Origin of the sequence: Nocardiopsis sp. ATB16-24 (assembly GCF_030271535.1) — a bacterium.
In the GTDB taxonomy this organism is placed as follows: Bacteria; Actinomycetota; Actinomycetes; order Streptosporangiales; family Streptosporangiaceae; genus Nocardiopsis.
Genome location: NZ_JASCXJ010000010.1, coordinates 23,819 through 50,186, shown reverse-complemented (window position 1 = coordinate 50,186; position 26,368 = coordinate 23,819). Strand labels below are relative to the sequence as shown.

Annotated in this window: 28 protein-coding genes and 1 tRNA gene; 6 read left to right on the top strand and 23 right to left on the bottom strand. The window is 69.7% G+C overall.

Features of this window, described 5'->3' with window-relative positions:
- Positions 1-97: 97 nt before the first annotated feature.
- The 8 genes from PFX91_RS12860 to PFX91_RS12825 all read right to left on the bottom strand — a co-directional run bounded on the left by PFX91_RS12860 (position 98) and on the right by PFX91_RS12825 (position 4,793).
- Complete coding sequence (locus tag PFX91_RS12860) at positions 98-586, bottom strand: DUF3180 family protein (protein ID WP_285731743.1); 489 nt, start codon at positions 584-586, stop codon at positions 98-100.
- A complete protein-coding gene (gene folK / locus PFX91_RS12855; protein ID WP_285731742.1) occupies positions 586-1,125 on the bottom strand; it encodes a 2-amino-4-hydroxy-6-hydroxymethyldihydropteridine diphosphokinase in 540 nt (179 codons plus the stop codon). The genes PFX91_RS12860 and folK overlap by 1 nt, the downstream gene beginning before the upstream one ends.
- A complete protein-coding gene (gene folB, locus PFX91_RS12850) occupies positions 1,122-1,502 on the bottom strand; it encodes a dihydroneopterin aldolase (protein ID WP_285731741.1) in 381 nt (126 codons plus the stop codon). The genes folK and folB overlap by 4 nt, the downstream gene beginning before the upstream one ends.
- The gene (locus PFX91_RS12845) at positions 1,502-1,951 is read right to left on the bottom strand and encodes a nuclear transport factor 2 family protein (protein ID WP_285731740.1); all 450 of its coding nucleotides are present in this window, start codon (positions 1,949-1,951) and stop codon (positions 1,502-1,504) included. The genes folB and PFX91_RS12845 overlap by 1 nt, the downstream gene beginning before the upstream one ends.
- Positions 1,948-2,853, bottom strand: a complete 906-nt coding sequence (gene folP, locus PFX91_RS12840; RefSeq protein ID WP_285731739.1) for a dihydropteroate synthase — start codon at positions 2,851-2,853, stop codon at positions 1,948-1,950. Before folP ends, PFX91_RS12845 begins: the two co-directional genes overlap by 4 nt.
- A gap of 433 nt (positions 2,854-3,286) precedes the next feature.
- Positions 3,287-3,469, bottom strand: coding sequence for a DUF397 domain-containing protein (locus PFX91_RS12835; RefSeq protein WP_285731738.1), 183 nt, complete (start codon positions 3,467-3,469; stop codon positions 3,287-3,289).
- Positions 3,470-3,741: 272 nt separating this feature from the next.
- On the bottom strand, positions 3,742-3,933 hold the full coding sequence (locus PFX91_RS12830) for a DUF397 domain-containing protein (protein ID WP_285731737.1): 192 nt from the start codon (positions 3,931-3,933) through the stop codon (positions 3,742-3,744).
- 5 nt (positions 3,934-3,938) lie between these two features.
- A complete protein-coding gene (locus PFX91_RS12825) occupies positions 3,939-4,793 on the bottom strand; it encodes a helix-turn-helix domain-containing protein (protein WP_285731736.1) in 855 nt (284 codons plus the stop codon).
- A gap of 356 nt (positions 4,794-5,149) precedes the next feature.
- Here PFX91_RS12825 and PFX91_RS12820 point away from each other — a divergent pair, with 356 nt between their 5' ends.
- Both PFX91_RS12820 and PFX91_RS12815 read left to right on the top strand, forming a co-directional pair.
- Entirely contained in the window at positions 5,150-5,500 is a 351-nt protein-coding gene (locus PFX91_RS12820) for a hypothetical protein (protein WP_285731735.1), read from the top strand.
- Positions 5,494-5,730, top strand: coding sequence for a hypothetical protein (locus PFX91_RS12815; protein ID WP_285731734.1), 237 nt, complete (start codon positions 5,494-5,496; stop codon positions 5,728-5,730). The genes PFX91_RS12820 and PFX91_RS12815 overlap by 7 nt, the downstream gene beginning before the upstream one ends.
- A 469-nt stretch (positions 5,731-6,199) precedes the next feature.
- On the opposite strand, the gene folE is transcribed toward PFX91_RS12815, so the two are convergent.
- From folE to dacB, 6 genes are all read right to left on the bottom strand, one after another.
- Complete coding sequence (gene folE, locus PFX91_RS12810; protein WP_502888316.1) at positions 6,200-6,829, bottom strand: GTP cyclohydrolase I FolE; 630 nt, start codon at positions 6,827-6,829, stop codon at positions 6,200-6,202.
- Positions 6,826-8,829: an ATP-dependent zinc metalloprotease FtsH gene (gene ftsH / locus PFX91_RS12805; protein WP_285731733.1), complete on the bottom strand. Its 2,004-nt coding sequence runs from the start codon at positions 8,827-8,829 to the stop codon at positions 6,826-6,828. Before ftsH ends, folE begins: the two co-directional genes overlap by 4 nt.
- 274 nt (positions 8,830-9,103) lie before the next feature.
- Positions 9,104-9,658, bottom strand: a complete 555-nt coding sequence (gene hpt / locus PFX91_RS12800) for a hypoxanthine phosphoribosyltransferase (protein ID WP_285731732.1) — start codon at positions 9,656-9,658, stop codon at positions 9,104-9,106.
- A gap of 135 nt (positions 9,659-9,793) precedes the next feature.
- Positions 9,794-10,771, bottom strand: coding sequence for a tRNA lysidine(34) synthetase TilS (gene tilS / locus PFX91_RS12795; RefSeq protein WP_285731731.1), 978 nt, complete (start codon positions 10,769-10,771; stop codon positions 9,794-9,796).
- The gene (locus PFX91_RS12790) at positions 10,768-11,847 is read right to left on the bottom strand and encodes an Rv3626c family coenzyme F420 biosynthesis-associated protein (RefSeq protein WP_285731855.1); all 1,080 of its coding nucleotides are present in this window, start codon (positions 11,845-11,847) and stop codon (positions 10,768-10,770) included. Before PFX91_RS12790 ends, tilS begins: the two co-directional genes overlap by 4 nt.
- Before the next feature lie 113 nt (positions 11,848-11,960).
- The gene (dacB, locus tag PFX91_RS12785; protein ID WP_285731730.1) at positions 11,961-13,337 is read right to left on the bottom strand and encodes a D-alanyl-D-alanine carboxypeptidase/D-alanyl-D-alanine endopeptidase; all 1,377 of its coding nucleotides are present in this window, start codon (positions 13,335-13,337) and stop codon (positions 11,961-11,963) included.
- A gap of 77 nt (positions 13,338-13,414) precedes the next feature.
- Here dacB and PFX91_RS12780 point away from each other — a divergent pair, with 77 nt between their 5' ends.
- Positions 13,415-13,942, top strand: a complete 528-nt coding sequence (locus PFX91_RS12780) for an inorganic diphosphatase (protein WP_285731729.1) — start codon at positions 13,415-13,417, stop codon at positions 13,940-13,942.
- A 31-nt stretch (positions 13,943-13,973) separates the two neighbouring features.
- Here the strand turns inward: PFX91_RS12780 and PFX91_RS12775 are convergent, their stop codons facing one another.
- On the bottom strand, positions 13,974-14,216 hold the full coding sequence (locus PFX91_RS12775) for a hypothetical protein (protein WP_285731854.1): 243 nt from the start codon (positions 14,214-14,216) through the stop codon (positions 13,974-13,976).
- Positions 14,217-14,746: 530 nt separating this feature from the next.
- Between PFX91_RS12775 and PFX91_RS12770 the strand changes: the two genes are divergently transcribed.
- Positions 14,747-15,304: a hypothetical protein gene (locus tag PFX91_RS12770; RefSeq protein WP_285731728.1), complete on the top strand. Its 558-nt coding sequence runs from the start codon at positions 14,747-14,749 to the stop codon at positions 15,302-15,304.
- A 10-nt stretch (positions 15,305-15,314) separates the two neighbouring features.
- Here PFX91_RS12770 and PFX91_RS12765 read toward each other — a convergent pair whose 3' ends face one another.
- Both PFX91_RS12765 and PFX91_RS12760 read right to left on the bottom strand, forming a co-directional pair.
- On the bottom strand, positions 15,315-15,704 hold the full coding sequence (locus PFX91_RS12765; protein ID WP_285731727.1) for a hypothetical protein: 390 nt from the start codon (positions 15,702-15,704) through the stop codon (positions 15,315-15,317).
- A 37-nt stretch (positions 15,705-15,741) separates the two neighbouring features.
- Positions 15,742-15,957: a hypothetical protein gene (locus PFX91_RS12760; protein WP_285731726.1), complete on the bottom strand. Its 216-nt coding sequence runs from the start codon at positions 15,955-15,957 to the stop codon at positions 15,742-15,744.
- Positions 15,958-16,110: 153 nt separating this feature from the next.
- On the opposite strand from PFX91_RS12760, the gene PFX91_RS12755 reads away from it, so the two are divergent.
- Together PFX91_RS12755 and PFX91_RS12750 are read left to right on the top strand one after the other, a co-directional pair.
- Positions 16,111-16,944, top strand: a complete 834-nt coding sequence (locus tag PFX91_RS12755) for an exonuclease domain-containing protein (protein ID WP_285731725.1) — start codon at positions 16,111-16,113, stop codon at positions 16,942-16,944.
- Positions 16,945-17,123: 179 nt separating this feature from the next.
- The gene (locus tag PFX91_RS12750; protein ID WP_285731724.1) at positions 17,124-17,279 is read left to right on the top strand and encodes a hypothetical protein; all 156 of its coding nucleotides are present in this window, start codon (positions 17,124-17,126) and stop codon (positions 17,277-17,279) included.
- Positions 17,280-17,431: 152 nt separating this feature from the next.
- On the opposite strand, the gene PFX91_RS12745 is transcribed toward PFX91_RS12750, so the two are convergent.
- From PFX91_RS12745 to topA, 6 genes are all read right to left on the bottom strand, one after another.
- Complete coding sequence (locus tag PFX91_RS12745) at positions 17,432-17,803, bottom strand: hypothetical protein (RefSeq protein WP_352231666.1); 372 nt, start codon at positions 17,801-17,803, stop codon at positions 17,432-17,434.
- 105 nt (positions 17,804-17,908) lie between these two features.
- Positions 17,909-17,981 (bottom strand) — tRNA-Thr (locus PFX91_RS12740).
- An 87-nt stretch (positions 17,982-18,068) separates the two neighbouring features.
- Positions 18,069-19,589 carry an alpha/beta hydrolase gene (locus PFX91_RS12735; protein ID WP_285731852.1) on the bottom strand — a complete coding sequence of 507 codons (1,521 nt, stop codon included), beginning with the start codon at positions 19,587-19,589 and terminating at the stop codon, positions 18,069-18,071.
- Between the two features lie 180 nt (positions 19,590-19,769).
- Entirely contained in the window at positions 19,770-20,942 is a 1,173-nt protein-coding gene (locus tag PFX91_RS12730; protein WP_285731723.1) for a DNA polymerase III subunit delta', read from the bottom strand.
- 227 nt (positions 20,943-21,169) lie between these two features.
- Positions 21,170-23,278: a dTMP kinase gene (gene tmk / locus PFX91_RS12725; RefSeq protein WP_285731722.1), complete on the bottom strand. Its 2,109-nt coding sequence runs from the start codon at positions 23,276-23,278 to the stop codon at positions 21,170-21,172.
- 269 nt (positions 23,279-23,547) lie between these two features.
- On the bottom strand, positions 23,548-26,349 hold the full coding sequence (gene topA / locus PFX91_RS12720; RefSeq protein WP_285731721.1) for a type I DNA topoisomerase: 2,802 nt from the start codon (positions 26,347-26,349) through the stop codon (positions 23,548-23,550).
- Positions 26,350-26,368 lie beyond the last annotated feature (19 nt).

Genomic DNA, 26,368 nt, shown 5'->3' with positions numbered 1-26,368 from the left:
CTCGGCGCGGCCCGGCGGGGGCGGCCCGGCGCACGGGCGGCGCGCGAGCGACGACCCGCGCCCCGACGTCCGGGGCGGCCGGGAGGGCACGGGCGCACTACGCGCCGTGGGAGGGGTCGTCGCCGTTCTCGTGGTCCTCGGGAACCCGGCAGGCGTACTCCAGGTAGAGGGCGGAGGCCAGCAGCAGACCGGCGGCCAGGGCCGTGCCCAGCGCGGTGAGGAACACCTCCCAGTGGGTCGGCAGTATCAGGGTGTCCGACACCGACAGCGCCATCCCCCCGAAGAAACCCAGCGCCAGTGCGGCGAAGAGGGCGCTGGCCTTGGCCAGAGCGACCAGTCGGGCGGCGCTGAGCGGCTGCATCGGTTCGGTGCCCGGCTCCCGGCGGATGCGCCGCCGGGTCCGGCCGGCCGTGAACGCCTCCGCCAGGGCGAGCAGGAGCAGCGTGGGGATCGCCGACCACGGCAACAGCGGCAGGTTCTGCAACGCGTTGGTCATCAGCAGCCCCAGGAGGGCCCCGACCAGCACCAGCAGCGTCGGGACCCTCCAGCCCGTGGGGCGCAGGCGCCTCTCCTCGTCCTCCGACATCAGCGCGGGTTCCTTCCGCCCGGCAGGAGCAACCGCAGGTCGGTACGTCGGCGCAGCCGTTGCCCGTCCTGCCCGCTCTCCGCCGTCACCTTCGCGAGCAGGTCCGCCACGGGACCGTGGCCCGGTAGCCGGGCGAGGGGGTCGAGGTCGAGCCACGGCCGGAGCACGAAGGCACGCAGGTGCGCGCGCGGATGTGGCAGGGTCAGTTCCGGGTCGTCGGAACGCACCTCCCCGAAGGCGATGACGTCCACGTCCAGTGTGCGCGGTCCCCACCTGACCTCGCGGACCCGGTCGAAGGCCTCCTCCGCGGCACGGGCCCGCTCCAGGAGCGATCGGGGCGTGCCGTCGTGGTCCACGACGATCACCGCGTTGAGGAACGCCCCCTGCTCGGGTCCTCCCACGGGAGCGGTCTCGTAGACGGGCGACACCGCCACCGGGGCGGGCGCGTCCGTCCCGTCCAGCAGGGCGTCCACCGCGCCCTGGAGCGCCTTCATCCGATCACCGAGGTTGGAGCCCAGGGAGAGTACGGCACGGGTCATCTTCGTCCCTTCGCTTCTTCCCGGTCCCGGGTGATCGTGACCGCCACGTCCGCGAACTCGTGCTCGATGGGCGCCGACGGCTTGTGCACGGTCACCTCCACCCGTTCCACCGGCTCCTCGGCCAGGCACTCCCCGGCGAGCCGCTCGGCGAGGGTCTCGATCAGGTTGACCGGCTCCCCCTCCACGATCGCGACCAGGCGGTCGGCGAGCAGACCGTAGTGCACGGTGTCGTTCACGTCGTCGGAGGCCGCGGCCGGGGCGGTGTCCAGGTGGAGCACCACGTCGACCAGGAAGTCCTGACCCTCACGGCGTTCGAAGTCGAACACGCCGTGGTGGCCGCGCGCCCGTAGTCCGCGCAGCGCGACGCGGTCGCGCATCAGGCCTCGACCTCTCCCTCGTCCTCGTCCTCCTCCATCAGCACCGGTGACGCGTGGTGCGACCACAGCCGCCATCCCTGGTCGGTGTCCACGAACAGGTTGGTGGTGACCACCTGCCCTCCGGCGACGAAGCCGGGGCTGCCGTCCTCCGCGGTCAGCACGTTCTCCTCGCACGTCACGATGGCGATGTCCCCACCGACCCCGATGTGGGTCTCGGTGAGCACGTACTGGATGTAGGTGACGTTGGCCATGATGAGCGACCAGGCGCGCATGATCTCCGTCCGCCCGCGCAGCAGCGGCCAGCCCGGGTTCACGCACACCAGGTCGGGGGCCTCGTGCTCCTCCGCCCACACCCTGCCCATCAGGTCGATGTCGCCGTTCTCGATGGCGCTGTAGAAATCCGCGTTGGCCTCGGCCACGCGCTCCATGACCTCTTGGCGTGATCTCACAGGCCGCCCCGGCCCACCGGCTCGGCGCGTCCCCGGTCGAGGCGGGCGCCTCCGTCGGCCCAGGCCGCGGCGACACGCACGGCGTCCGCGCTGGAGCGGACGTCGTGGACGCGTACGGCCCACGCGCCCCGGTCGGCGGCCAAAGTGGTGACGGCCGCGGTGGCGGCGTCGCACTCGACGAACGGGCGGTCCCCGCCCTCGGAGTCGCCGAGCAGGCGGCTCAGGAAGCGTTTGCGCGATCCGGCCACCAGGACCGGTCGTCCGAGTTCCCGAAAGCGTTCGAGGTGATGGAGCAGCGCCCAGTTGTGCGCCTGTTCGGGGCGTTTGGAGAATCCCAACCCAGGATCCAGAATGATCTGGCCGGGGTCTACACCTGCGCTGATCATGGCCTCCATACGGTCGCGGAGCTCATCGAGGACCTCCTGGACGACATCCGTGTACACAGCACGGCTCTGCATGTCATGACTATGCCCACGCCAGTGCATCAACACATAGGAAACGCCGGAAGAAGCCACGAGCCTGGCCATGGCCGGATCGGCCAGCCCTCCGCTGACGTCGTTGACCAGGACGGCGCCGTCCTCCACCGCCTTCTCGGCCACTTCCGCGCGCATGGTGTCCACGCTGACCGCGACACCGCGCGCGGCGAGTTCGCGCACGACCGGGCGGACCCTGCGCATTTCCTCCTCGGCGGAGACCCGCTGGGCGCCGGGACGGGTGGACTCACCGCCCACGTCGACGATGTCGGCGCCCTCCTCGACCAGGCGCATGCCGTGTTCGACCGCACGGTCGGGATCGAACCAGGCACCGCCGTCGGAGAAGGAGTCGGGGGTGACGTTGACGACCCCCATGACCAGACAGCGCCCGAGGACGGGCAGGCCCGGCAGTGTGTGTTTCTGCCCCATGGGAATCACCCTACGCGCCCACGGGAGCGTCGGAAGCGCCGTCCCTCGGCTCCTTCCGCCGTCACCATGGCGCTCCCGCCGGGCCTTCCGGCGACGACGGGAGCGCCGAACACGGAGGTACCGGTGCGGGCAGGGTGGCGGCTCGACGGCGCGGCCATCGTCCGCCTCCTGACCGGGCATGGCCACCAGGTGTCCGAGCGGACAGACCGGCGCATCCGAAGGAGGTGCGCGAAGCCCTCGGGGATCTGGCCACGGCCTGGCCTCTGGCACCTGCTGATACACGAGGGCGAAAGCGTCGAGATCTGCGGCGTCGGGTGGGGCCTGGACGCGCAGGGCCGGCGTCCCAGCCGGGCCTGGATGATCGGTGGACTCGGCGCGGGATGAATACACGGAGGCCCCCACTCGGATCGGGTGGGGGCCTGCGCATGTTCGGCTACGCCTCCCGGCGGGCCGTGTCGATCAGCGCCTGCCACTCAGAGGACGGGAACGCCAGCGCCCCCAGATCGCGGTTCTGCGTGTCGCGGACGGCCGACACGCCGAGTGCGTCCGCCACCTCCACACAGGCGCTCTCGTTAGCGCTGTAGCTGCTCTTACGGAATTCCAGGGATGAATACACGGCGCCCTCTTCTAGTTGGTGATCATGCGCTTCCTCAGCTCGACACTCGCCGCCTTGGACAGGGCGTCCGTGGTGACGTCGTCGAGAGCCCTGCGATTGGTCACGGCTCTGGCTCCGGTCAAGTGTGGCCGAGTCTGGCCGGGCGTCCACGTGGGTCGGTAGACCCTTCCCCGTGGTCCTCCAGCGGGGGTAGGGTGCTCCCGGGAACGCTGTTCAGGTACAGCGAAACGAAGGCCCCCGGCATCACGTTGGGGGCCTTCGTTGTGTTCGGATCAGTGCCGCGCGGCGTCCAGGAACGCGGACCACTCGTCCGCGGGGAAGGGGAGGTGGCCGGCGTCGGGGTGCTTGGAGTCACGCACAGCCGCACCCGCGGGAAGGTCGGCGACTTCGACGCAGTCCTGTCCCTTGCCGGTGCTGTAGCTGCTCTTACGGAAGACGAGGGCGGTGTGGGAACGCTCGGGCATGGGTCCTACTTCTGGTCGGAGCTCAGCTTGCTCTCCAAGAATGCCACTGTCTCCGCTGGTGGCAGAGCGATATTCCGCACGGCGGAGAACACCTGGCCGTAGTGCGCGATCTCCGGCTCCTCCTCCAGGAACATGCCGCTGATGGACTGCTCCAGGTACACCAGAGACGGATCGTGCGGGAACACCATCACCACGAACGACCCTGACAACGCCGGGTGGAGGCCTGCCCGGTCGGGCACCACATGCACTTGCACAGTCGGACGAGGCACGAGCAGATGGCGGATCTGCTCCTCCAGAACGCTGCCGGTCACCTTGTGCAAGGCCGCTTCGTCGATGACTGCGGTGAGCTGTGGAGCGTCCGGCCTGTCGAGCAGGGAACGCCTCATCATCCGGGCCTCGACGCGCCGGTCGACCTCGCCAGGGTCGGTGACTCCGCTGCCCTCGATGACGGCACGCGCGTATCCCGGTGTCTGGAGCAGGCCGGGGATGACGCCGAGCTGGTAGCTGAGTAACTCCGTCGCCTCGGTCTCCAGGTCGATGTACGCGGCGGCGCCGAACTCGTCCTTGTATCCGACCCACCAGCCGGTGCGACTGGCTTCGGCTGCCAGGGTCACCAGGGAGGCGCGGTCCCCGGGGTCGGTGACGCCGTAGATGTCGAGGAGGGTGAGCAGGTCGGCCTCGCGGATCTTCTGGACCTTGCGGTTCTCGATGCGGGTGACCTTCGCAGCTGACCACTTCTGAGCGGGGGCTCGTTTCTTGGCCTCTTTGGCGACCGCGTCCACGGTCAGCCCCTTCACTGCACGCAGGCGCAGTAGCTCTCGGGCCAGGCGTCGTCTGCGGAGTGTGGGGCTGGCGGCCAACGCGTCGCTCCTCGTGGTCGTCGGTGGCCGTGATTCTACGCGCGAGGGCGGTTTCTGCGACATTCTTCTCACCATTCACATTAGACTGAACCGATCTGTAGTGAGTGTGTCATTACTTTGAAAGTGAATATTGCATTCTTGATTGCACTGGGGCAGCATGGCACTACCTGAACAGCAGCCGGGCTTCCCACCCGGCGCCCTTGTAGGAGGTGTGCGCCCATGGCGCCCCGAACCCCGTGGTCTCGTCCCCGCCGCGCGTCCCGTGTCCGTAGCTACGCGACCCCCCGCCCCGCCGGCCCCAGCTTGGATGTACTGCACGCCGTACTGGCCGGCCTCCACCGTCTGGAGGCGGCGTGATGATCCCCGACCCGCGCCCGGTGATCCCGCCCCCGTGCGGACAGACCGCCCTCGACACATGCGCCCGACGCCGGGTGTGTGTGGAGGAGGCCGGGCACGACGGTGTGCACGTGGACGTGACCGGCTACCGGTGGGAAGAGCCCCAGGCGGTGCTGGCCCGGCTCCACCAGGCCTGGGGGAGCACTCACCGCATCGCCTGGACCGGTACCTACTGGGTGGCCACCGCGCGCGACCGGCGTGCTCGTTGGCGCTCCCACGTGGAGCCCACCCCCGCCCAGCTGGAGGCCGATCTTCGCCGCCACACCGGACACCCATCGGTCCCGCTCCCCAGGAAGGGGACCCCGTGGTGACCCCACGACGCAGGCCACGGCCGGGTGCCACGTCGGCCGACCGACCGCTCACCCCCGCCGAACAAGAAGCGGTGGAACGCCAGGGCACCTACCTGGCCTGGGTCCGCACCACCCACCCCGACACCGGACCGGGACTGTTCACCGACGGTGTGTGCGGCGGCTCCCCACTCACCGGCAAGGACGAACAAACGACGCCCCGCCCCCAGGAGACCCAGAACAAGACCACCTGAACCCTCTGACACGGCCGGTGCGGGCGAAGGCCCCCGCCCGCACCGGTCTACGGGGAAAGGAGACGGCGAACACGCCTCCGATCGCCCCGGCCGCCGACGACCCCGTCTCCTCCTCGCCCCGACACCACCTGGGGCATGACCAGCGCCACCGACGGACCCACCGCCCGGTTCGCTCCGGCCACCACCGCACACACCGACAGCCAAGGCCCGGACGGCACCACACCACCCGCAGACCACCGACGTGTGGACCCGGTGGCGCGGGGCGGTCGGGCGCGCGGTGACCGAAGAGTTCCCCTGTTTCCCGGTGATCTTGTCCTTGTAGTCACCGTCGAATGACAGGAAGCGACCACGGGTGCAAGGTCAACAGGTCAGGCGGCAGGCCGAGGAGGCTTATCGGCCTGCCGCCTGACATAGAAGCGTCACCGCAGTTCAGACGCCTTACTTCACACCGTCAACGGTTCCGGCCGCCCTAACGGCGGTCCAGGATGAGGCTCATGGCCTCGGAGCGGGTCCGGTCGCTGCTGCGGAAGACCCCCCGTACCGCCGAGGTCACCGTCTTCGCCCCGGGCTTGCGCACGCCCCGCATGGTCATGCACAGGTGCTCGGCCTCGATGACGACGATCACGCCGCGCGGCTGCAAGTAGTCCATGATCGCGTCGGCCACCTGACCCGTGAGCCGCTCCTGGACCTGTGGGCGTCGCGCGTACACGTCCACCAGACGGGCGAGCTTGCTCAGGCCGGTGATACGACCGTCCGCACCGGGGATGTATCCCACGTGCGCCACTCCGTAGAACGGCACCAGGTGGTGCTCGCAGGTGGAGTAGAGCTCGATGTCCTTGACCATGACCATTTCCTCATGGTCGGCCTCGAACGACGTGGTGAGCACGTCACCCGGTTTCTGCCCCAGCCCGGCGAACTGTTCCTCGAAGGCCCTGGCCACACGCGCGGGGGTCTGGAGCAGACCGTCGCGGTCGGGGTCCTCGCCGATGGCGATGAGGATCTCGCGTACGGCGCGTTCGATCCGTTCCCGGTCCACGGCCCTGCGCGGCGGTTCCTCTGGGTCGACGGCTCCGTGCGGTCGTTCGTCGATGTCGCTCACGCGTCCTCTCCCTCGGTTCTGGCGGAGGAGCCGGGCAGCCGCCCACCGGTCACGGAGGACTGGTACTCGGAACCGTTGAGTGTGGCCAGCTCCTTCTTGGAGAGCACCGGAGGCCGTTCGGAGGGCTGACGCTTGCCGTAACCGGTGTAGGAACCGCGGGCCGGGCGCTTGCGCACCGGCGCGAAGATCTCCAGCACCTGCTGCTTGGTCAGGGTCTCCCTCTCCAGGAGGGCCACGACGAGGTCGTCGAGCACGTCCCGGTACTCCACGAGGACGTCGTAGGCCTCGTCGTGCGCGCTCTCGATGAGACGACGCACCTCCTCGTCGATGATGGAGGCGATCTCCTCGGAGTACTCGCGTGTGTGCGCCATCTCCCGGCCGAGGAACGGCTCGGTGTTGGAGGAGCCGAACTTACGGGCGCCCAGGCGCTCGCTCATGCCGTACTCGGTGACCATGTTGCGGGCCAGGGTGGTGGCCTTGTCGATGTCGTTGCTCGCCCCCGTGGTGGGCTCGTGGAAGACGAGCTCCTCCGCGGCGCGTCCACCGAGCATCATGGCCAGCTGGTCCATCATCTGCGAGCGCGAGGTGAGGAACTTGTCCTCGGTCGGCAGCGACATCGTGTAACCCAGGGCCCGTCCGCGCGGCAGGATGGTGATCTTGTGCACGGGGTCGGCGTTGGGCAGCGCGTGGCCCACCAGGGCGTGGCCGCCCTCGTGGTAGGCGATGACCTTCTTCTCCTGGTCGGACATCACCCGGGTCTTGCGTTCGGGACCGGCCATGACCCGCTCGATGGCCTCCTCCAGGACCGCGTGGGTGATGACCTTGTTGTCGGCGCGGGCCGACAGCAGCGCGCCCTCGTTGATGACGTTGGCCAGGTCGGCACCGGTCATCCCGGCGGTCTGACGGGCGATGACGTCGAAGTCGACGTCGTCGGCCAGGGGCTTGCCCTTGGAGTGGACCTTGAGGATGTCGCGACGCCCGTCCATGTCGGGCCGGTCGACGACGATCTGGCGGTCGAAACGGCCCGGACGCAGCAGCGCGGGGTCCAGGATGTCGGGCCGGTTGGTGGCGGCGATGAGGATGACCCCGCCCTTGACGTCGAAGCCGTCCATCTCGACCAGCATCTGGTTGAGGGTCTGTTCGCGCTCGTCGTGTCCGCCGCCCATACCGGCACCGCGGTGGCGGCCGACCGCGTCGATCTCGTCGATGAAGATGATCGCGGGGGCGTTGGCCTTGGCCTGTTCGAACAGGTCGCGCACACGGGAGGCGCCCACACCGACGAACATCTCGACGAAGTCGGAGCCGGAGATGGAGTAGAACGGCACACCCGCCTCGCCGGCGACGGCGCGGGCCAGCAGGGTCTTACCCGTTCCGGGCGGGCCGAACAGCAGCACGCCCTTGGGGATCTTGGCGCCCATCGCCTGGAACTTGGTCGGGTTCTGGAGGAACTCCTTGATCTCGTGGAGTTCCTCGATGGCCTCGTCGGCACCGGCGACGTCGGCGAAGGTGTTCTTGGGGGTGTCCTTGGTGATGAGCTTGGCCTTGGACTTGCCGAAGTTCATCACGCGCGACCCGCCGCCCTGCATCTGGCTGAAGATGAACCAGAAGATGAGGATGATGATGATCAGCGGCAGCAGGCTGAACAGGGCGGTGGTCCAGATCGGGGTGGTGGCGACCGAGACCTGGTAGGACTCCAGTTCGCCGTCCTCGCTGTCCAGGGAGGTCTGGAGCATGTCCGCCAGCTGTAGTCCCTGACCCTCGACCCAGTACGCCTCGTGGATGTCACCGTCCACCGTGGTCAGCAGGATGCGCTGGTCACGGTCGACGATCTCGGCGTCGCGCACCCGGTCCTGCTCGATGAGCTGGTGGACGGTGGAGATGTCGGTCGGTTCCGGCTGGGGACCCCCACCGACATCGAACACGCGGAAACCGATGATGAGCATGAGGCCGACGGCCAGGATCCAGATCCACGGGCCGCGGAAAAAGCGCTTCAGATTCATGTGAGCGAAACCCTGTCGGGTCCGTCCCTCCTGACCAGGCCGCCCGCCCCAGAGGACTTTCCGAAGCAGGACCTAAACGGACACGTGGCTCCCCGCGAGATCGCCGGGATATTCGACGGTACACCTCGCCTCGCCTGGCGGGGACACCGCACGGGAACGTACGGAGGCCGTCATGAGGGCAACGACGGCACGGGGCCGTGTTGTTCCCGAGACGCCCCCTTCGCGCCGTCCCCCTTCTCCCGTGGGCGCCCGTGCGAGCGCCCACGGGAGGCGACTACTTCTCGTAGACGTGCGGGGCGAGAGTGCCGATGAACGGCAGGTTGCGGTACTTCTCGGCGTAGTCCAGGCCGTAGCCGACGATGAACTCGTTCGGCAGGTCGAAGCCGACGTACTCGACGTGGAGGTCGACCTCGAAGGCCAGCGGCTTGCGGACCATGGTGCACACCTCCACCGAGCGGGGACCGCGCGACTTCAGGTTGCCCACCAGCCAGGACAGGGTCAGTCCCGAGTCGATGACGTCCTCGACGATCAGGACGTCGCGGTCCTTGATGTCGGTCTCCAGGTCCTTGAGGATGCGCACCACGCCAGAGGAGGTGGTTCCGGCCCCGTAGGAGGAGACCGCCATCCAATCCATGGAGACGGGGGTGTGCAGCACCCGTGCGAGATCGGCCATGACCATGACGGCGCCCTTGAGCACACCGACGATGAGCAGATCCTTGCCCGCGTAGTCCGCGTCGATCCGGGCGCCCAACTCCTTGAGGCGCGTCCTGATCTCTTCCTCGGTGACCAGGATCTTCTCCAGATCCCGTCCCATGTCCTTAGCGTCCACGCTCACTGTCCTCGCTGGTGGGTTCCCCGTTTGCGGCAACAAGGATAAACGTGTCGAACGCGACGGCTGCGCCCGACCGGCGCTCCCCGTGCTCGAACGTCCTGCGCGAGGGCGGCGCACGCCGGCCCGCGGCCCTCAACGTTCGAGGAGGATCCGCTCCGCGACACGACGCCCGCGGACGCCTCCGGGCAGGTCGATGTGGGTCTGGCCACGCCAGTCGGTGACGAGTCGGTCCAGTTCACGCACATGTCGCGCGGTGAGCGCACCGGAGGGACAGCCGGCGGCGAGCGCGGCACGGCGCAGCACCCGAGTGCGCAGGGCGTCGGGGGCCGCCTCCAACGGTGACACCACCAGCTCCGGCCCGGAGGTCCACGCGACCGCGTCGGCGAACAGCTCGTCCGCCAACAGGTCCAGGGTGTCGGCGTCGGCACGCAGCATGCCCGCCGTGCGAGCGAGGGCCGCGGCGATGCCCGGACCCAGCTCGCGCTCCAGGACGGGCAGGACCTGGTGACGCACCCGGGAACGGGCGAAGCGGGGATCGAGGTTGTGCGGATCCTCCCAGGCCTCCAGTCCCATCCGCTCGCAGGCCTCGCGCACGGTGGCCCTGTCGATCCCCAGGAGGGGCCGCAGGTAGTGGCCGCTGCGGGGGGCCATCCCCGCCAGGGAGCGGGCACCCGATCCCCGTGCCAGCCCCAAGAGAACGGTCTCGGCCTGGTCGTCGAGGGTGTGCCCGAGCAGAACCGCCGCCGGTGCCTGTGCGGTGACGGCGTCCTCCAGGGCCGCGTAGCGAGCGCGACGGGCGGCCGCCTCGGGACCACCACGGCCGGAGACCTCGACCGCGCGGACCAGGACCGGGTCCAGGCCGAGTCCGCCGAGGACCTTGGCCACCGACTCGGCGCGTTCGGCCGAGCCCTCCTGGAGTCCGTGGTCGACCGTGACCGCCCCGGCCCTTCTCCCCGCGCGCGGGGCCTCGAAGGCCACGGCCCCCGCCAGGGCCAGGGAGTCGGCACCGCCGCTGCACGCCACCAGCACCGTGGAGTCGACGGGCAGGGAGGACAACGACCGCCGCACCGCCGAGCGCACGGCGGCCACGGCGGGGTGCGGACCGCTCACTCGGTGATGGCGGCCGGGCGCACGACCCGGTTGATCCAGGCGGTGGGGTCGCGGATCTCGGCCAGGGTGGGCAGGGTCTCGCTCGAGGTCCAGACCTTGTTGAACTCGGTCATGCCGACCTGGGCCACCACGGCGCGGACGAAGGCGGCGCCCTCCTCGTACTGGCGCATCTTCATGTCCATGCCGAGGAGTTGACGCAGGATCCGGTCCACCGGGTTGGCCGCCTCACGCCGTTTCTGGAAGCGGGCACGGATGGTGGAGACGGTGGGCACCACCTCGGGTCCGACGGCGTCCATGACGAAGTCGCCATGGCCCTCGGCCAGGCTCATGACCGCGGTGACCCGGTCCATGATCTCGCTCTGTTCCGGACTCTGGATGGCGGTGAGGAGGTTGCCCTCGCCACCGCGGACGGCGTCGGCGACGGCCTCGCCCGCCGCGCGTAGACGACCGATGAGGTCGGCCGCGCTCATCTCCGACGACAGGAGCAGTTCCTGCATGAGCCCGTGGACGTGGTCACGCAGCCACGGGTTGGCCGTGAACTGCATGCGGTGGGTCTCCTCGTGCAGACACACCCACAGGCGGAAGTCCCTGGCGTCGACGTCCAGCTCGCGTTCGGCGTTGACGATGTTGGGCGCCACCAGGGTCAGACGGCCGGTCGGCAGGGTGCCGTCGGGGTCCGGTGGCAGGAAGAGTTCGTACTGGCCGAGAACCTTTCCGGCCAGGTAGGACAACAGCGCGCCGAGCTGCATCCCGGTGATCCGGGAACCGACCGCGCTGGTCAGGTTCCCCGCCGGACCACCGTTGAGTCGCTCTGCGGCCATCTGTTCGAGTACGGGTTCGATGACCACGCGAAACCCGTCGACGTTGGCTCGGATCCATCCGGGGCGGTCCACGATGACCGCGGGCCCCGCTGGTTCGAGGGGGTTCATTCCGGTGAAGTCACGTACGTGCCCGGCGGCCACGGTGGAAAGCTCGCGCAACTGCACCACGGCCTGCCGCGCCTCGGACAGATCCACCTGCGGCCCAGGGCGCACGAGGCGGACACCGGTGTTGACGGCTACGTCCCAGTCGATCACAGTCACACCGCCACCCTACCCACGCAGGGCCCGACGGCACGGGGATCAGGGACCGATTTCCGGGTGCGCTCAGGGTCGTCCCCCACAAGGGCGGATTCCTCGGGCGGAATCGGTCAGGAACAACCGCACCGGCTGAGCGCCGCGGCGAGGGGGTCCAGGCGCAGCCCGTCGGCCAGCGGATGGTTGGCCATGAAGGCGAAGAGGAACACGTTGCCCTCCTGGTCGTGGACGGTCCCCGCCAGCGTGCTCACGTTGTTCAGGGTGCCGGTCTTGCCGCGCACCACCCCCGCCCCCTCATGGGCGGAGGAGTAGGAGGAGTAACGCCCTCCCTGGGCCAGGGTTCCCGTGGAGTTGGCCGTGGGCAGTCCCGTGACGGTGGCGTTCAGTTCCGGACGCTCACCGCTGGAGGCCGCCTCCAGCAGTTCCACCAGTGCTCGCGGCGTGATCCTGTTCAGGGGGCTCAGCCCACTGTTGTCGGCCAGCTCCACACCCTCCACGCCCAGATCCGCCATGACCCGGTGGGTGGCCGTGGCCGCGCCCTCGAAGGAGGGTTCCTCCCCCAGCGCGATCGCGGCGATCCGCGCCAACGACTCCGCCATGTTGTTGTCGCTGGCCAGCATCATGAACTCCACCAGGGCCGACACCGGTGCCGAGTCCACGCCCGCGATCGGTTCTCCCACGGCTCGGGTCTCGACCGGGGCCCCCTCCACCTCGATCCCCGCCTCCTCCAGTTGCTCGGCGAAGGCCTCGGCGGCGGCCAGGGGCGGATCGGGGACGCGGGAGCCGTGGCCCCGGGCGTCCGGGGAGTACCGTCCCGCGTCGATGAGCAGCGCGTGGATCGTGGCGGTACTGCCCTCGGTGACGTAGCCGGGTTTCCACTCGGGGCCGGTGTCGGGGCCGGTGAACAGAGAGTCGTCGTAGCCCAGGGAGACGGTGCCGATCCCCTCGTCGGAGAGCGCGTCCGCGGTGCGCGCGGCCAACTCCTCCAGGGTCGCCACCCGTGGGTAGGCCGCGGAGTCGATCGAAGTGGTCAGCATCACATCTCCACCGCCGCGCAGCACCAGTCGGCCCGTGCCGGGATCGAGATGGACCTCGGTGCGCAGCACGTGGTCGGGCCCCACCGTCTCCAGCACGGTGACGGCCGTGGCGATCTTCGTGGTCGACGCCGGGGTCACCGGTGTGTCGGCGTCGAGGGCGAAGAGCGTCTCACCGGTGACCGCGTCCACGACGAAACCGGAGAGGCCCTCCTCCAGCCCGGAAGCCGACATGGGATCATCGAGGATGTCCGCGACCCGTTCCGGGACCGCCGGAGTCGAGGCCGCGGGCGCCGCCGCTGCCACGCCCTCGGCGTTCGTGACCGGGTTGGGCGCTGCGGGAAGCGGCCGGGCCTCGATCACGTCGAGGGAGACGAACCCGGTGATCAGCACGAATAGGTTGAGCAGGGCCAGCGCGAGGAACGCCTCGCCTCGTACCCGTCGCACCCGGGGCACCTGCCCTTCCTTCGGTGTCGCGGCCTGACGTTGTCAGTTATACGGCGACATTAGTCGCAATGGGAGCCGAGATCAGCATGGAATTCGACGTTACGATCGAGATCCCCAAGGGGGAGCGCAACAAGTACGAGGTGGACCACGAGACCGGCCGTATCCGTCTCGACAGGATGCTGTTCACATCCACGACCTATCCCGCCGACTACGGGTTCGTGGAGGGCACCCTCGGCGAGGACGGCGACCCTCTGGACGCCCTCGTCCTGCTCAAGGCTCCGACCTTCCCGGGTTGCCTCATCCGCGCCCGCGCCATCGGCATGTTCCGGATGCGCGACGAGGCCGGAGGCGATGACAAACTGCTCTGTGTCCCCGCCACGGACCCGCGCCAGGAGCACCTGCGTGACATTCACCACGTGAACGAGTTCGAGCGCCTGGAGATCGAGCACTTCTTCACGGTCTACAAGGACCTGGAGCCCGGCAAGTCCGTGGAGGGCGCCACCTGGGTCGGTCGGCACGAGGCCGAGCAGGAGATCGTCGCCTCGGTCAAGCGCGCCGAGGAGGCCGGCATGCACGGCGACTCCTCGCACATCTCCGCCAAGGGCAGCGACTAGGACCCGCTGTCCGGGGGCACCGTTCCGTCACTCAGTCCTCGTCGGGGGACCGCGGGGGTTCGGTGCCCCGCGACCGCTCCGGGGAGGGGGGTGTGCGCCCCCGACCCAGGGCGCGGGCCCGCAACCAGAGCAGCACGAAGGTGAGCGCGGTCAGTGCCGCGACCAGAACGGCCTCCCCCGGCCCGAGGAAGCCGAGCGCCATCACCCCGGCGGCCGTGACCACGAGTGCGCGTACCAGTACGCGCGCCCACAGTCCCGGTGCGTCCGGATTCAATTGCGCCTTCTGGGGATGGATGCCATGACGGCTGCTCCTGCTCACTACGGCTGGGGAGGGGTGGGCCTTCCGACGGGACCACGCGCCGTGCCCGGGTTCCACATGTCATCACCCCAAGGTTCGCCCCGCAACACTTCCCCGGACGGACATGACGAGGCCACCGACACACGGTCCCCGCTTGACTCCTCCGGGTCTTTGCTGGTCTCCTTACGTTCATGCATCCGTACACGCGCACCGAAGCCATGGCTCGTACGGCCCCCGGGGCCTCCTGCCACCTGGCCTGTGCGGCGTGTCCGTGTTGTCGTCGCTGAGTCGTTCCGTGTAGGCGCAACGCCACCGTTCGACCCCGTGCCCTCGCGCTCCGCCCGTCCCTTGGTCGGGCTCGGACGCGAGGCGCCCGCCGTGGAGTGCCCTCCCTCGTCGCGATCACGCGTGGAGAGGCTCCCCGCCGCCCCGTCAGACCGGGGCCCGCCGACGACCTCCGCGCGCTCCCGCCACCGAAGCGCGCGCACGTGAAGGATCTTCTCACGATGCTCCAGCACACGCTTTCCAGCACCGCCGTACCGTCCGCCCCGACCCGCCTCACGACCGGAGGGCCGGTCGCAAGCCCCTCTCCCGAGGGGATCGGCGACGTGATGGACGCCGGACGCCGTTCCGGCTACGCCCACCTGGGCGAACGTCACCTGCCGACACTCGGTCGCCTGGTGTCCGCGGCCCGGGACGCCGCCGCGGCCCTGCGCGCGACTCCCCCGCCACCGGCCCGCCACGGGTACTGGAGACCGATCGCCCTCGGCCCCCACGGCCACGCCGTCGACGGACTGCACGTGACCGCGGTGGGGCTGGAACCCGACGGTTTCGTGTCCGCTTCCGTCCCCCGGCCCGATCGTCCCCATGGCATGGAGGTGCTGTACCTGATCGACGGACAGGCCCACCTGATCGTCTCGGACCCCGGCGGCCGGATCCGCTCGGCCTCGGGGCTCTCGGCGGACCGGGTCCGGGTGGTGGCCGCCGAAGCCTTCGGCGGGGGCGAGCACCACCTCGTGAACACCGGTGACCGGGTGGCCGTGGTGGTACGGGTGACGGCCTGAGCGTAGGGGCTCAGTCATCGGCGCCCCGATCGAGGCTGAGCGCACGCAGGGCGGTGTCGAGGGCCTCGACCGATCGGAGCACCTCCGCCATCCGCCGTCCCTCGGCGAGGTAGGCGCTCATGACCTGGTCGAGGGCGTGCGGAGGCATGTGGTCACGCAGGTCGATCCTGGCCGTGCGGTAACCCTCCCGAGCGGCCTCCAGCGCGGCGGAGACGTACTGGCGGGCCAGTCGGGAGAGCGCGACGGGGTGACGTCGGAGGACGCCGTGCAACCGATAGTCGGCGGGCACCTGGTCGAACAACCATGCCAGGGCCGTCTGTTCGAAGGAGTCCGATTCCGGCGGGTGCACGCTCGCGGGCCAGTCCGGCGTCGGCGACTGATCTGGCATGCCTCTCAGCATACCCCTTATTCGAAAGCATGTTCGAGAAAAGGGCGCCTCAGTCCGCGCTCTCCGGAGGCTCGGAGCTCTTCTTCTCCGCCTGTTGCCTTTCCAGCTCCACCCTGATGGCGTTCTCGGCGGAGTCCACGGCCGCGCGCGCGGTGATGGCGTTGGTGTGCGCCCGATCCAGCTCGTCCAGCAGAATGCAGTCGAAGGAGACCCGCGCGTCGTGGATGGCGGCTTCCAATTGGCGTGATGCCTCTTCCAAACTCATGCTCCTCCCCTCCCCCGAATTCGGTATCCGCACACACGGGCTCCATGCGCCTTTCGCCCGCGTTTCTTCCCGCACTGTCACAGGACCGTCCTACGATGTTCCCGAATCGTCGCTGTTCACGACAGTGGCGGCCATCCGCCCCGAGAGGAACCCATGCGCAACCGCTACCCCGGGACATGCACCACATGCCAGGTCGCCGTCGACGTCGGCGCGGGGATCGTCATCAAGGAGAACGGCCGCTGGCGCACCTACTGCGCCGAGCACGAACCGCGCCCCACACCGCCCGCCAGGGGCGACCACCAGGGCTGGCACACCACCGGCCTCCTGGGTTTCGACACCGAGACCTCCTCCCGCGACCCCGACACCGCCTTCCTGGTGTCGGCGGCCCTGGTGGACCGCGACGGCAAGACCCGCACCTGGCTGGTGGACCCCGGCCCCCGGGAGATCCCGGCGGAAGCGGTCGCCATCCATGGGATCAGCACCGAGCGGGCCCGCGCCGAGGGTCGTCCGGCCGCGGAGTGCCTGGAGGAGATCGGCCAAGCGCTCGTGGACCATCTCTCCGCCGGGCAGGGGTTGGTGGTCTTCAACGCCCCCTACGACCTGAGAGTGCTCTCCAGGGAGTCGGAGAGACACGGGCTGCCGAGCCTGACCGAACGCATGGGAGGCCCCTTGGCCCCCGTGGTGGATCCCCTGGTCCTCGATCGTGGGGTCGAGCCCTACCGCAGAGGCAAGCGCAACCTGAGCGCCATGTGCGAGTACTACGGTGTGCCGCTGACCGAGGCCCACACCGCCTCCGCCGACGCCTCCGCCGCGCTGGACCTGGCCCAGGAGATCGGCGCACGGCACGCCGAACTGGCCTCCCTCGGCCTGGCCGAGCTGCACCAGCGACAGGTCGAGTGGTCGCTCGCCTTCGCCCGCAGCCGCCAGGAGTGGCTGGACCGCAGCAAACCCGGACACGGGACCGTGGTGGACGGCGACTGGCCCTGAGGGGCCGGATCGGGGGAGTCGCCGACCATGGGCGACCCGTCGGAGCGGAACGGCCCTCCCCCGCCCTCCGAGCGGCCGGAAGGTGAAGAACACACGTTTTCCCCTCCTTCTCCCCGCATACGTGACGCACCGGAACGGGTAGGGCTCCTGAGCGTAAGCAACGTCTTCGGGGGAACGACATGGTCTATCTCATTCTGGTGCTCCTGGCGATCTGGCTGGTTCTGTCGATCCTGGGCCTGATCATCGAGGGTCTGTTCTGGCTCGCCCTCATCGGCGCCGTCCTGTTCGTGGCCACCGCCGTGTGGGGGTGGATCCAGAATCGACAGCGCACCTGAGAAGGCGCGGGGGCACCCCACCGCCCCGGCCCTTGGGGCCAGGGCGTCCTCCCTCGTACCAGGCCCCGCTCGTCGAAGGCGACCGGGAGGGCCCACCGGCCCGCCCGTCGCGCGACCCGCCCGACGCCGTAGCGACGGCGCCCTCGGCGGCCTCAGGACTCCCTGACACCGCCGTCGACGCCGAGGCCCTCGACGATTCTGCGAGCACGGTCCTCGTCGACGTGGGCGTACTCGCGCACCATGCCCACCGCCTCCGCCGTCCGTCCGACGGCGACCAGCTCCCGGACGCCCGCGCACAGGGCCGGAGGCAGCCCTCCGGGCTCGCGGGGCGCGGGGACGTAGCCGCCCACCTGCGCGACCGACTCCACCTGCGGCACGGGCCCCGGCCCTTCCGCCACCGGGACCCTCTCCCCGTCTCCGGCGAGCAGTCGACGCAGCGCGTAGGAACCGCCGCCGAGCACGAGGACCGCACCTGATAACGCGAACAGCATGAACATCAGACTCATGTCCGTGCGCCTACCCACGTTCGGGACGGTACACGTGCCGCCCTCGGCTCCTGCCGGGAAGAGGGGCGAAGGCCGGGGAAAGGCTCAGGCCCGCCCGGAGGAACCGGACGGGCCCGTGGTCGGAGCCGCCTGTCGGAATCGAACCGACGACCTATTCATTACGAGTGAATCGCTCTACCGACTGAGCTAAGGCGGCACGACGCCGCGTGTCACACGCGGCGAAGCGGTCACCATTCTAGCGCCTTCACGGAGTGCGGAGGTACACGTTCATCGGGCACTCCGCTCAGGCACAGGCCATGCCGTCCTCGGGAACGACGAGGTCGATCAGGTAGGCGTCCACGATCTCGTCGACGCACCGGTCCCCCATCCGGTAACCGGTGTGGCCATCGCCGTCCCGGGTCACCAGGAAGGCCGGTTCCAGCTGCTCGGTGAGCGCCTCGGACCACGCGTACGGGGTCGCGGAGTCACGCGTGGTGCCCACCACCATGATGGGGTCGGCTCCCACGGCGTCGAGCTCGGCGGCCGGGGCCACCGCCTCCTCGGGCCAGTACGCGCACGGCAGCGCGCCCCAGGCCAGCGCGGGTCCGAAGATGGGCGACTCCTCACCGGCCTCGGCCGCGGCCTCGACGTAGGCCTCCACGTCGCGTGGGCTGGGAGAGTCCGAACAGTTCACCGCGATGAGCGCCGCCGTGGAGTTCTCGTAGGCCGCGAGGTCCTCCCTCCCGTACAGGTCGTCGGCCAGTCCCATCAGCACGGTGCCGTCGCCGTCCTCCATACCGGCGGTCAGGCCCTCGCGTACCCGGGGCCACCAGTTCTCGCTGTACAGGGCGGCGAGCACGCCCAGTTCCGCGCGGGCCCGGTTGACCTCACGGTCGTCCATGTCGTTGGAGAGCGGTTCCTCGGCGGTGTCGGCCAGGAAGCCCCGCAGCACCTCGACACCGTCGTCCACGCTGTCGCCGGGAGCGCCCAACGGACAGTCGGACAGACCGAGACAGTCCTCCACGAACGACCGTAGAGCGGTCTCGAAACCGGTCGCCTGGGCCACGCTGAGGTCGAGCTGCTCCTGACCGGGGTCCACGGCGCCGTCGAGCACCAGGGCGCGCACCCTCTCGGGGAACTGGTCGGCGTACTGGGCGCCGATGTGGGTGCCGTAGGAGGCGCCCAGGTAGGTGAGCCGCTCGTCTCCGAGGAGGGCACGCAGGACGTCCATGTCGCGGGCGACGTCGGCGGTGCCCATGTGCATCATCAACGCGGGGGCGTTGGCCTGACAGGCCTCGACGAAGCCACGGCTGTCCTCCACCAGTTCCGCCAGTTCGGCCTCGGTGACCTCGGACATGTCCCCGTCGCCCTCGACCTCGTCGACACCGCCGATGAGGTCGTCGATGCCCTCGGCGTCCAGGCACACCAGCGGTGAGCTGCGTCCGACCCCGCGCGGGTCGAACCCGACCACGTCGAAACGGTCGCGCACCGCGTCGCTGACGACGTAGGGGGCGTGGTCGACGAAGTCGTACCCCGAGCCACCGGGTCCTCCGGGGTTGACCAGGAGGGAGCCGATGACGTCGTCGCCCTTGGCGGGGAACCGCTTGACCGCGATCTCGATGCGTTCGCCGTCGGGGTCGTCGTAGTCCAGGGGGACCTCGTAGATCGTGCACTCGGCGCCGGGAAGGCCTTCGTCGCACTCGCCCCAGTCGAGTTCCTGGGCGGTGAAGTCCTCGCCCGAGGTCGGGGGGAGGCCTGCCTCCCTCGGTCCCTCCTCCGGGCCGGCCGTGCACGCCGTCGCCGCCAACACGGCCGCGGCGAGCAGGATCACTCGCGGTCTCCGAAGCCTCTCGCCCACCGGTGCCCGTCCTCCCGTCAAGCCGACCGCGGCCGGCGCGTGTGTCGACGCCGCACCATTGTCTCCGAACCGCCGTGGCCCTCGTGCCCCGGCACCGCTCTGTCCCCGGTTCCCGCCGGGGAACCCCGTCCGCGCCGGTCCCTCACCTCATCCGGTCAGGAGGGCGGAGGTCATGGCCTCCATGGCGATCTGCGGGTGCACGTTGGCGGCGATGCGCTCCCGGCACTCCATGATCGCGTCGATCCGGCGCAGCGTGGACTCCGGAGTGCCGGCACGGGCCACCCGTTCCAGGTCCCCCGAGCGCTCGGCGGTGGACAGCTCCACCCGGGCCCCCAACTGGAGGGTGAGCACGTCCCGGTAGAAGGCGGCCAGGTCGAGCAGGGCCCGGTCGTAGGAGTCACGTTTGATCCGGGTGGCGCGGCGCTTCTGCCGCTCCTCCAGGTCCTTCATCGCCCCCGCCGAGCCGCGTACCGCCTTGGCCACGCCCTTGCCCGTGGACCCCTCCCCGAAGGCGGCCCGCAGTGCCTCCTTCTCCTTCTCGTCGAGCGCCGTGGTGAGGGCCTTGGACTCCTCCTCCGCGATCTCGTAGAGCCGGGCGGCGGAGCTGACGCACGCGCCGAGGCCGTCGAGTCTGGCCGGGATGGACAGCACCTCCTCCCGGCGCCGGCGTGCCTCGGGGTCGGTGGCCAGCTGCCTGGCGCGGTCGATGCGTCCGGCGGCGGCGACCGCGGCCGAACGCGCGGTGTCGGGGTCGATCCCGTCGCGCTGGACGAGGGCGTCCGCCAGCTCCCGAGTGCCCGGGGTGCTCAGTGTCATCAGCCGACAGCGGGAGCGGATGGTGATGAGCAGGTCGTCGGGGGTGGGCGTGCACAGCAGCCACACGGTGCGGGGGGAGGGCTCCTCCACGGCCTTGAGCAGGGCGTTGGAGGCGGCCTCGGTGGCGCGTTCGGCGCCTTCGAACAGCACGATCCGAAACCGTCCTCCGGAGGGCTTGGAGCCCGCCCGAAGGACGAGGTCGCGGGTGGCCGCCACACCGAAGCTCAGTCCACTGGGCCGCACGTACAGCACGTCGGGATGGGTGCCGGTGAGGGTCTGGTGGCAGGAGTCGCAGTGGCCGCAACCGCCGTCGGGGCACTGCAAGGCGGCGGCGAAGGCCCGTGCCGCCTCCTCCCGACCCGACCCCGGCGGGCCGGTGAAGAGCCAGGCGTGGGTCATCCCGACGCCCCGCCCTCCGTCGACGAGGTCGGCCGCGCCGGCCACGGCCCGCTGGAGCCGGGCCACCGCGTCCCGTTGACCGATGAGGTCGTCGAAGACCGTCACGCTTTCCCCCCACAACCACCGCCGATGTCGGACCTTCAGGATAGGAGGCGCCACCGACGCGCGGACCGTCGTCCACAGGCCGTTTCCGTGTCCCACCTCCCACATCTGCCGGTCGGGTGTCGCCCGAAACCGCGCACGAGGGCTCGGGCGGCATCGGGGGCGGGAAGTCGGCGAGGACGCCGAAGGGGTCCCTTCCGACACCGGAGGGACCCCTTGGCACGTGAGGCTCAGTCGTTCCTGATCACCGGGATCATGCCGGTGACCTCCTCCGCGCCGCTCGGGATCGGGTCGGGCAGCAGGGACCGTACCCGACGCTGGATCGCGCGCGTGACCTTCTCCTGGGGCTCGCCGGCGTCGAGCACCAGGTAGCGCTCGGGATCGGCCTTGGCCAGCTCCAGGAAGCCCTTGCGGACGCGTTCGTGGAACTCCGTGGGTTCCCCCTCGATACGGTCGGCCGGTCCGCCGAGGCGGGACAGACCGTCCTCGGGACGTACGTCCAACAGCACCGTCAGATCCGGGACCAGACCCTGGGTGGCCCAGTCGCTGATGTCGCGGATGTCGTCCACCGACAGCTTGCGGCCCGCGCCCTGGTAGGCCAACAGGGAGTCCACGTAACGGTCGCTGATGACCACCGCGCCGCGTTGCAGGGCGGGCAGGATCTCCTGCTCGACGTGGTCGGCCTTGTCGGCCGTGTACAGCAGCACCTCGGCGCGTGGGGTGATGTAGGAGTTCTCCTTGTCCAGCAGCAGACCGCGCAGGCGCATGCCGAGCTTGGTCGCGCCGGGCTGTCGCGTGCCGATCACCTCGAAGCCCTGGTCGCGCAGCCACACCGTCAGTTCGCGCACCTGGGTGGACTTGCCCGCGCCCTCACCGCCCTCGATGACGATGAACGCGCCTGCGCGCCCGGTCTCCTCGTCCTCCTCGTCCTTGAGCGCCACACCACGCAGCGCCGCGACCAGCTCCGGGAGCAGGCCGGGGCCCGCCTCGGGGTCGTCACGGCGGTTCATCTGGCGGTAGCAGACCAGGGCGACGACGATGGCCGCCAGGCCGGAGACCATGAGCACGACACCGCTGCCGCGGAGGTCGTAGGTGAGCGCTCCGATCGGGACGGAGTGGCTTCCGACGAGTCCGGCCGCCAACGGGGCCAACGCGGTGGCGCCCACCAGGACGATGCGGGCGGCACCGTGCAGGAAGGCGAAGGTGCGTCCCCGGTACTCGTCCTCCACCTCGTGGCCGAGCATGGTCAGGCCGATCACCCAGGCGATGCCCGCGCCCACGCCGAGGACGGTGGTGAGGACCGCGGTCAGCACCATGTCGGCGACGGCTCCGGCGAACACCAGGGCCAGCCCCGCCAGGACGATGCTCAGACCGAACAGGCGTCTGCGACTGAACTGCTTGAGGACGCGAGGGCCCGCGAGCATGCCCAGCGCCATGCCCGCGAAGACCGCGGCGAAGACCACACCGAACCCGGCGTTGCCCGCGCCCAGACCCTCGACGTGGACACGCCCCACACCGATGACGGCTCCTCCGGCCGCGAAGGCGCCGAGCATGCCCAGGATCAGGCCGCGCACGAGCGGGGTGCCGCCCGCGTAACGCCATCCGGTCCACACCGAACGCAGGATGCCGCTGTCACGGGTGTGGCTCTCGCTGTCCTTGGACGGCTTGTGCTTGGGGATCGGCAGTCCGGCGATGACGATCGCCGCGATGAAGAAGGTGAGGCCGTTGAGGTAGAGCGCGACGTCCGCCTCGGGGCTGGCCATCGAGGGCAGCAGCGCGCCGAGCACGTTGCTGACGGAGGCGAGCGCGGCGAACAGCAGTGCCGCGACGGGGGCCGTGCCGTAGGTGGTGAGCAGGCTCAGCTGGTTGGCCTGCTCCAGAAGTTTGCGGGGCACCAGGTTGGGGACCGTGGCGTCCTTCGCCGGCGCCCAGAACAGGGCGACGATCTCGGCCAGGAGGTTGGCGATGAGCAGCCACTCCAGGGCGAAACCGGGGAGGAACAGGCCCACGAGGGGGATGGAGACGTAGAGGAGGCCCCGAAGGACGTCCCCGACCACCATCGTCCACTTGCGGTCGAGGCGGTCGGCCACCACCCCGGCCAGTGGGCTCAGCAGGATCGACGGGGCGAGCTTGATCACCACGACGCCGCTGACGGCCAGGTACTGGACGAGTTGGGAACTGTCGGCGGTGAAGATCGCCGCCAAGGACATCAGGGCCAGCAGGCTCAACCAGTCGCCCAGGCTGGAGAGGGAAAGCGAGATCCACAGCCTTCGGAAGGGTGTGATCGCGAGGACGTTACGCGCCTCGGCCGGCGCTCCCAGGGGTGTAGATCTGCTCATAGCGCTCAAGATTATCGGTGAGGGGGAAAAGGAACGACGGGCCGAGGCCCGTCCTGGATTCGGTGGTCACCGCTGGGGGCGACACACGTTTTCACGTCCCCATCAGCCCTACCAAGGGTAGTACGGAAGAGTACTTCCGAACAGAGGTGCAAGCGCGCCCGCCCGGGGCGGACACGGACGATGGTACTCACCCGGGGGCCTTCCGGCGCCCGGGTGAGACCGGTCGGGAGGCGGTGGCGGACGGGGACGGCCGAAGGCCACCGGGTCGACTACCCCTCGGTGGTGGACTTGGGCGTGCCGGTCTTCTTGGCCGGAGTCTTCTTCGCGGCCGTCTTGGTGGTGGTCTTCTTCGCGGTCGCCTTCTTGGCCGGAGCCTTCTTGGCCGCGGCGGGCTTCTTCTTGGCGGGGGCCTTGGCCCGCCGCTCGGCCAACAGTTCGGCGGCCCGCTCGTCGGTGATCGACTCGATCTCGTCACCCTTGCGCAGAGAGGCGTTGACCTCCCCGTCGGTGACGTAGGGGCCGAACCTGCCGTCCTTGATCACCATCGTGGCGCCCGAGACCGGATCGGTGCCCAGTTCCCGCAGGGGCGGGGCCGCGGCCCGGCGCCCACGCTGCTTGGGCTGGGCGAAGAGCTTCTCGGCCTCCTCCAGGGTGATCGTGAAGATCTGTTCCTCGGTCTCCAGGGAACGGCTGTCGGTGCCCTTCTTCAGGTAGGGACCGAAGCGGCCGTTCTGCGCGGTGACCTGCTCGCCGCCGATCTCACCGACCACGCGGGGCAGCGACAGCAGGCGCAACGCCTCCTCCAGCGTCACGGTGTCCAGGCTCATCGACTTCAACAGGGAGCCGGTGCGCGGCTTGACCTTGGCCTTGGTCTTCTTGCCCTTGGTCTCCTCGGACTCCTCCGGCTCCTCGATCACCTCGGTGACGTAGGGGCCGAACCGTCCGGACTTGGCCACGATCCTGCGTCCGGTCTCGGGGTCGGTACCCAGCTCACGGTCCCCGCTGGGCTGGGCGAACAGCTCCTCGGCCTTCTCCTTGGTGAGCTCGTCCGGAGCCAGGTCCTCGGGCACGTTCACCCGCACGCCGTCCCGGTCCAGGTAGGGGCCGTAACGTCCCACCCGCAGCACGATGTCGGTGCCGGGCAGCGGCATGGAACTGATCTCCTTGGGGTCGATCTCGGAGAGGTGGTCGCCCACCAGCTCCCGGAGTCCGACCTCCTCCTCACCGTCGGAGCCCTCTCCGCCGAAGTAGAAGCGGCGCAGCCACGGCAGACTCTCGGCCTCACCACGGGCGATGGCGTCGAGCACGCCCTCCAGTCGCGCGGTGAACTCGTAGTCCACCAGGTTCCCGAAGTGACGCTCCAGGAGTTGCACCACGGCGAAGGCCAGGAAGGACGGTACGAGCGCGGTGCCCTTCTTGAACACGTAGCCGCGGTCCAGGATCGTGCCGATGATCGAGGCGTAGGTGGAGGGGCGTCCGATCTCCCGCTCCTCCAGCTCCTTGACCAAGGTCGCCTCGGTGTAGCGCGCGGGCGGCCGGGTGCTGTGCCCCTCGGGTTCCAGGTTCTGCGCCTTGAGGGGGTCCCCCTCCGAGACGGCGGGCAGACGGCGCTCGCGGTCGTCCAGGTCGGCGGCCGGGTCGTCGGAGCCCTCCACGTAGGCCTTGAGGAAGCCGTGGAAGGTGATGATCTTGCCGGTCGCGCTGAACTCGGCGACCTCGCCGTCGGACGAGGTGCCCTCCACCCGCACCGTGACGGACTCACCGACCGCGTCCTTCATCTGGGAGGCGACGGTGCGCTTCCAGATGAGCTCGTAGAGCCGGAACTCCGGACCCGACAGACCGGTGGAGGAAGGGGTGCGGAAGGTGTCGCCGGTCGGGCGGATCGCCTCGTGCGCCTCCTGCGCGTTCTTGACCTTCTTGGCGTACACACGTGGCTTGTCCGGAAGGTAGTCGCCCCCGTACAGGGTGCGCACCTGGGACCGGGCCGCCTTGACGGCGCTCTCCGACAGCGTAGTGCTGTCGGTACGCATGTAGGTGATGTACCCGTTCTCGTACAACCGCTGGGCGACCTGCATGGTCTGCTTGGCGGACAGTCCGAGCTTGCGGGAGGCCTCCTGTTGGAGGGTGGTGGTACGGAACGGCGCGTAGGGCGAGCGGCGGTAGGGCTTGCGTTCCACCGCACGGACGGAGAAGCCGGCACCGGCCAGACGCTCGGCCAGGCCGCGCGCGGTGGCCTCGTCCAGCTGACGGACCCCACGGTCCGCGCGCAGCGTGCCCTGCGCGGTGAAGTCACGGCCCACGGCGACACGGGTGCCGTCCACCGAGACCAGGGTGGCGGGGAAGGTCGCGGGTCCACCCTCGGCGCCGGTCCCGGAAGCGTCGAAGAGCGCCTTGACGTCCCAGTACTCGGCGGAGGTGAACGCCATGCGCTCACGTTCGCGTTCCACGACCAGCCGGGTGGCCACGGACTGCACACGGCCCGCCGAGAGCTTGGGCATGACCTTCTTCCACAGCACGGGGGAGACCTCGTAGCCGTAGAGACGGTCCAGGATGCGCCGTGTCTCCTGGGCGCTGACCAGGCGTGTGTTGAGGTCGCGGGTGTTGTGGGCCGCACGCTGGATGGCGTCCTTGGTGATCTCGTTGAACACCATGCGGCGAACGGGGATCTTGGGCTTGAGCTCTTCGAGCAGGTGCCAGGCGATGGCCTCGCCCTCGCGGTCCTCGTCTGTGGCGAGGAGAAGTTCGTCGGCGTCCGCCATGAGCTCCTTGAGCTTCCTGACGTGCGACTTCTTGTCGGCGTTGACGACGTAGAGCGGCTCGAAGTCCTCCTCGACGTTCACGCCGAGACGGGCCCAGGGCTGTCCCTTGTACTTCGCGGGCACCTCGGCCGCGTTGTTGGGCAGGTCACGGATGTGACCGATGCTGGACTCCACGACGTAGCCGCGTCCCAGATAACCGGCGATGGTCTTCGCCTTGGCAGGCGACTCGACGATGACGAGGGCGGTACCCGCCCTCTGCCCTCCGTTGTCCTTCGAGCCGTTCTTGCCGGCGCTGCCCTTCGTGGGTGGCACGCTCTTCCCCTACGTCTAG

Bases quoted from the DNA above. Each gene is read 5' to 3' on its own strand.
- PFX91_RS12860 (WP_285731743.1), bottom strand. From the start codon at position 586: ATGTCGGAGGACGAGGAGAGGCGCCTGCGCCCCACGGGCTGGAGGGTC.
- folK (WP_285731742.1), bottom strand. From the start codon at position 1,125: ATGACCCGTGCCGTACTCTCCCTGGGCTCCAACCTCGGTGATCGGATG.
- folB (WP_285731741.1), bottom strand. From the start codon at position 1,502: ATGCGCGACCGCGTCGCGCTGCGCGGACTACGGGCGCGCGGCCACCAC.
- folP (WP_285731739.1), bottom strand. From the start codon at position 2,853: ATGGGGCAGAAACACACACTGCCGGGCCTGCCCGTCCTCGGGCGCTGT.
- PFX91_RS12830 (WP_285731737.1), bottom strand. From the start codon at position 3,933: ATGCCCGAGCGTTCCCACACCGCCCTCGTCTTCCGTAAGAGCAGCTAC.
- PFX91_RS12820 (WP_285731735.1), top strand. From the start codon at position 5,150: ATGATCCCCGACCCGCGCCCGGTGATCCCGCCCCCGTGCGGACAGACC.
- ftsH (WP_285731733.1), bottom strand. From the start codon at position 8,829: ATGAATCTGAAGCGCTTTTTCCGCGGCCCGTGGATCTGGATCCTGGCC.
- PFX91_RS12780 (WP_285731729.1), top strand. From the start codon at position 13,415: ATGGAATTCGACGTTACGATCGAGATCCCCAAGGGGGAGCGCAACAAG.
- PFX91_RS12770 (WP_285731728.1), top strand. From the start codon at position 14,747: ATGCTCCAGCACACGCTTTCCAGCACCGCCGTACCGTCCGCCCCGACC.
- PFX91_RS12765 (WP_285731727.1), bottom strand. From the start codon at position 15,704: ATGCTGAGAGGCATGCCAGATCAGTCGCCGACGCCGGACTGGCCCGCG.
- PFX91_RS12760 (WP_285731726.1), bottom strand. From the start codon at position 15,957: ATGAGTTTGGAAGAGGCATCACGCCAATTGGAAGCCGCCATCCACGAC.
- PFX91_RS12755 (WP_285731725.1), top strand. From the start codon at position 16,111: ATGCGCAACCGCTACCCCGGGACATGCACCACATGCCAGGTCGCCGTC.
- PFX91_RS12750 (WP_285731724.1), top strand. From the start codon at position 17,124: ATGGTCTATCTCATTCTGGTGCTCCTGGCGATCTGGCTGGTTCTGTCG.
- tmk (WP_285731722.1), bottom strand. From the start codon at position 23,278: ATGAGCAGATCTACACCCCTGGGAGCGCCGGCCGAGGCGCGTAACGTC.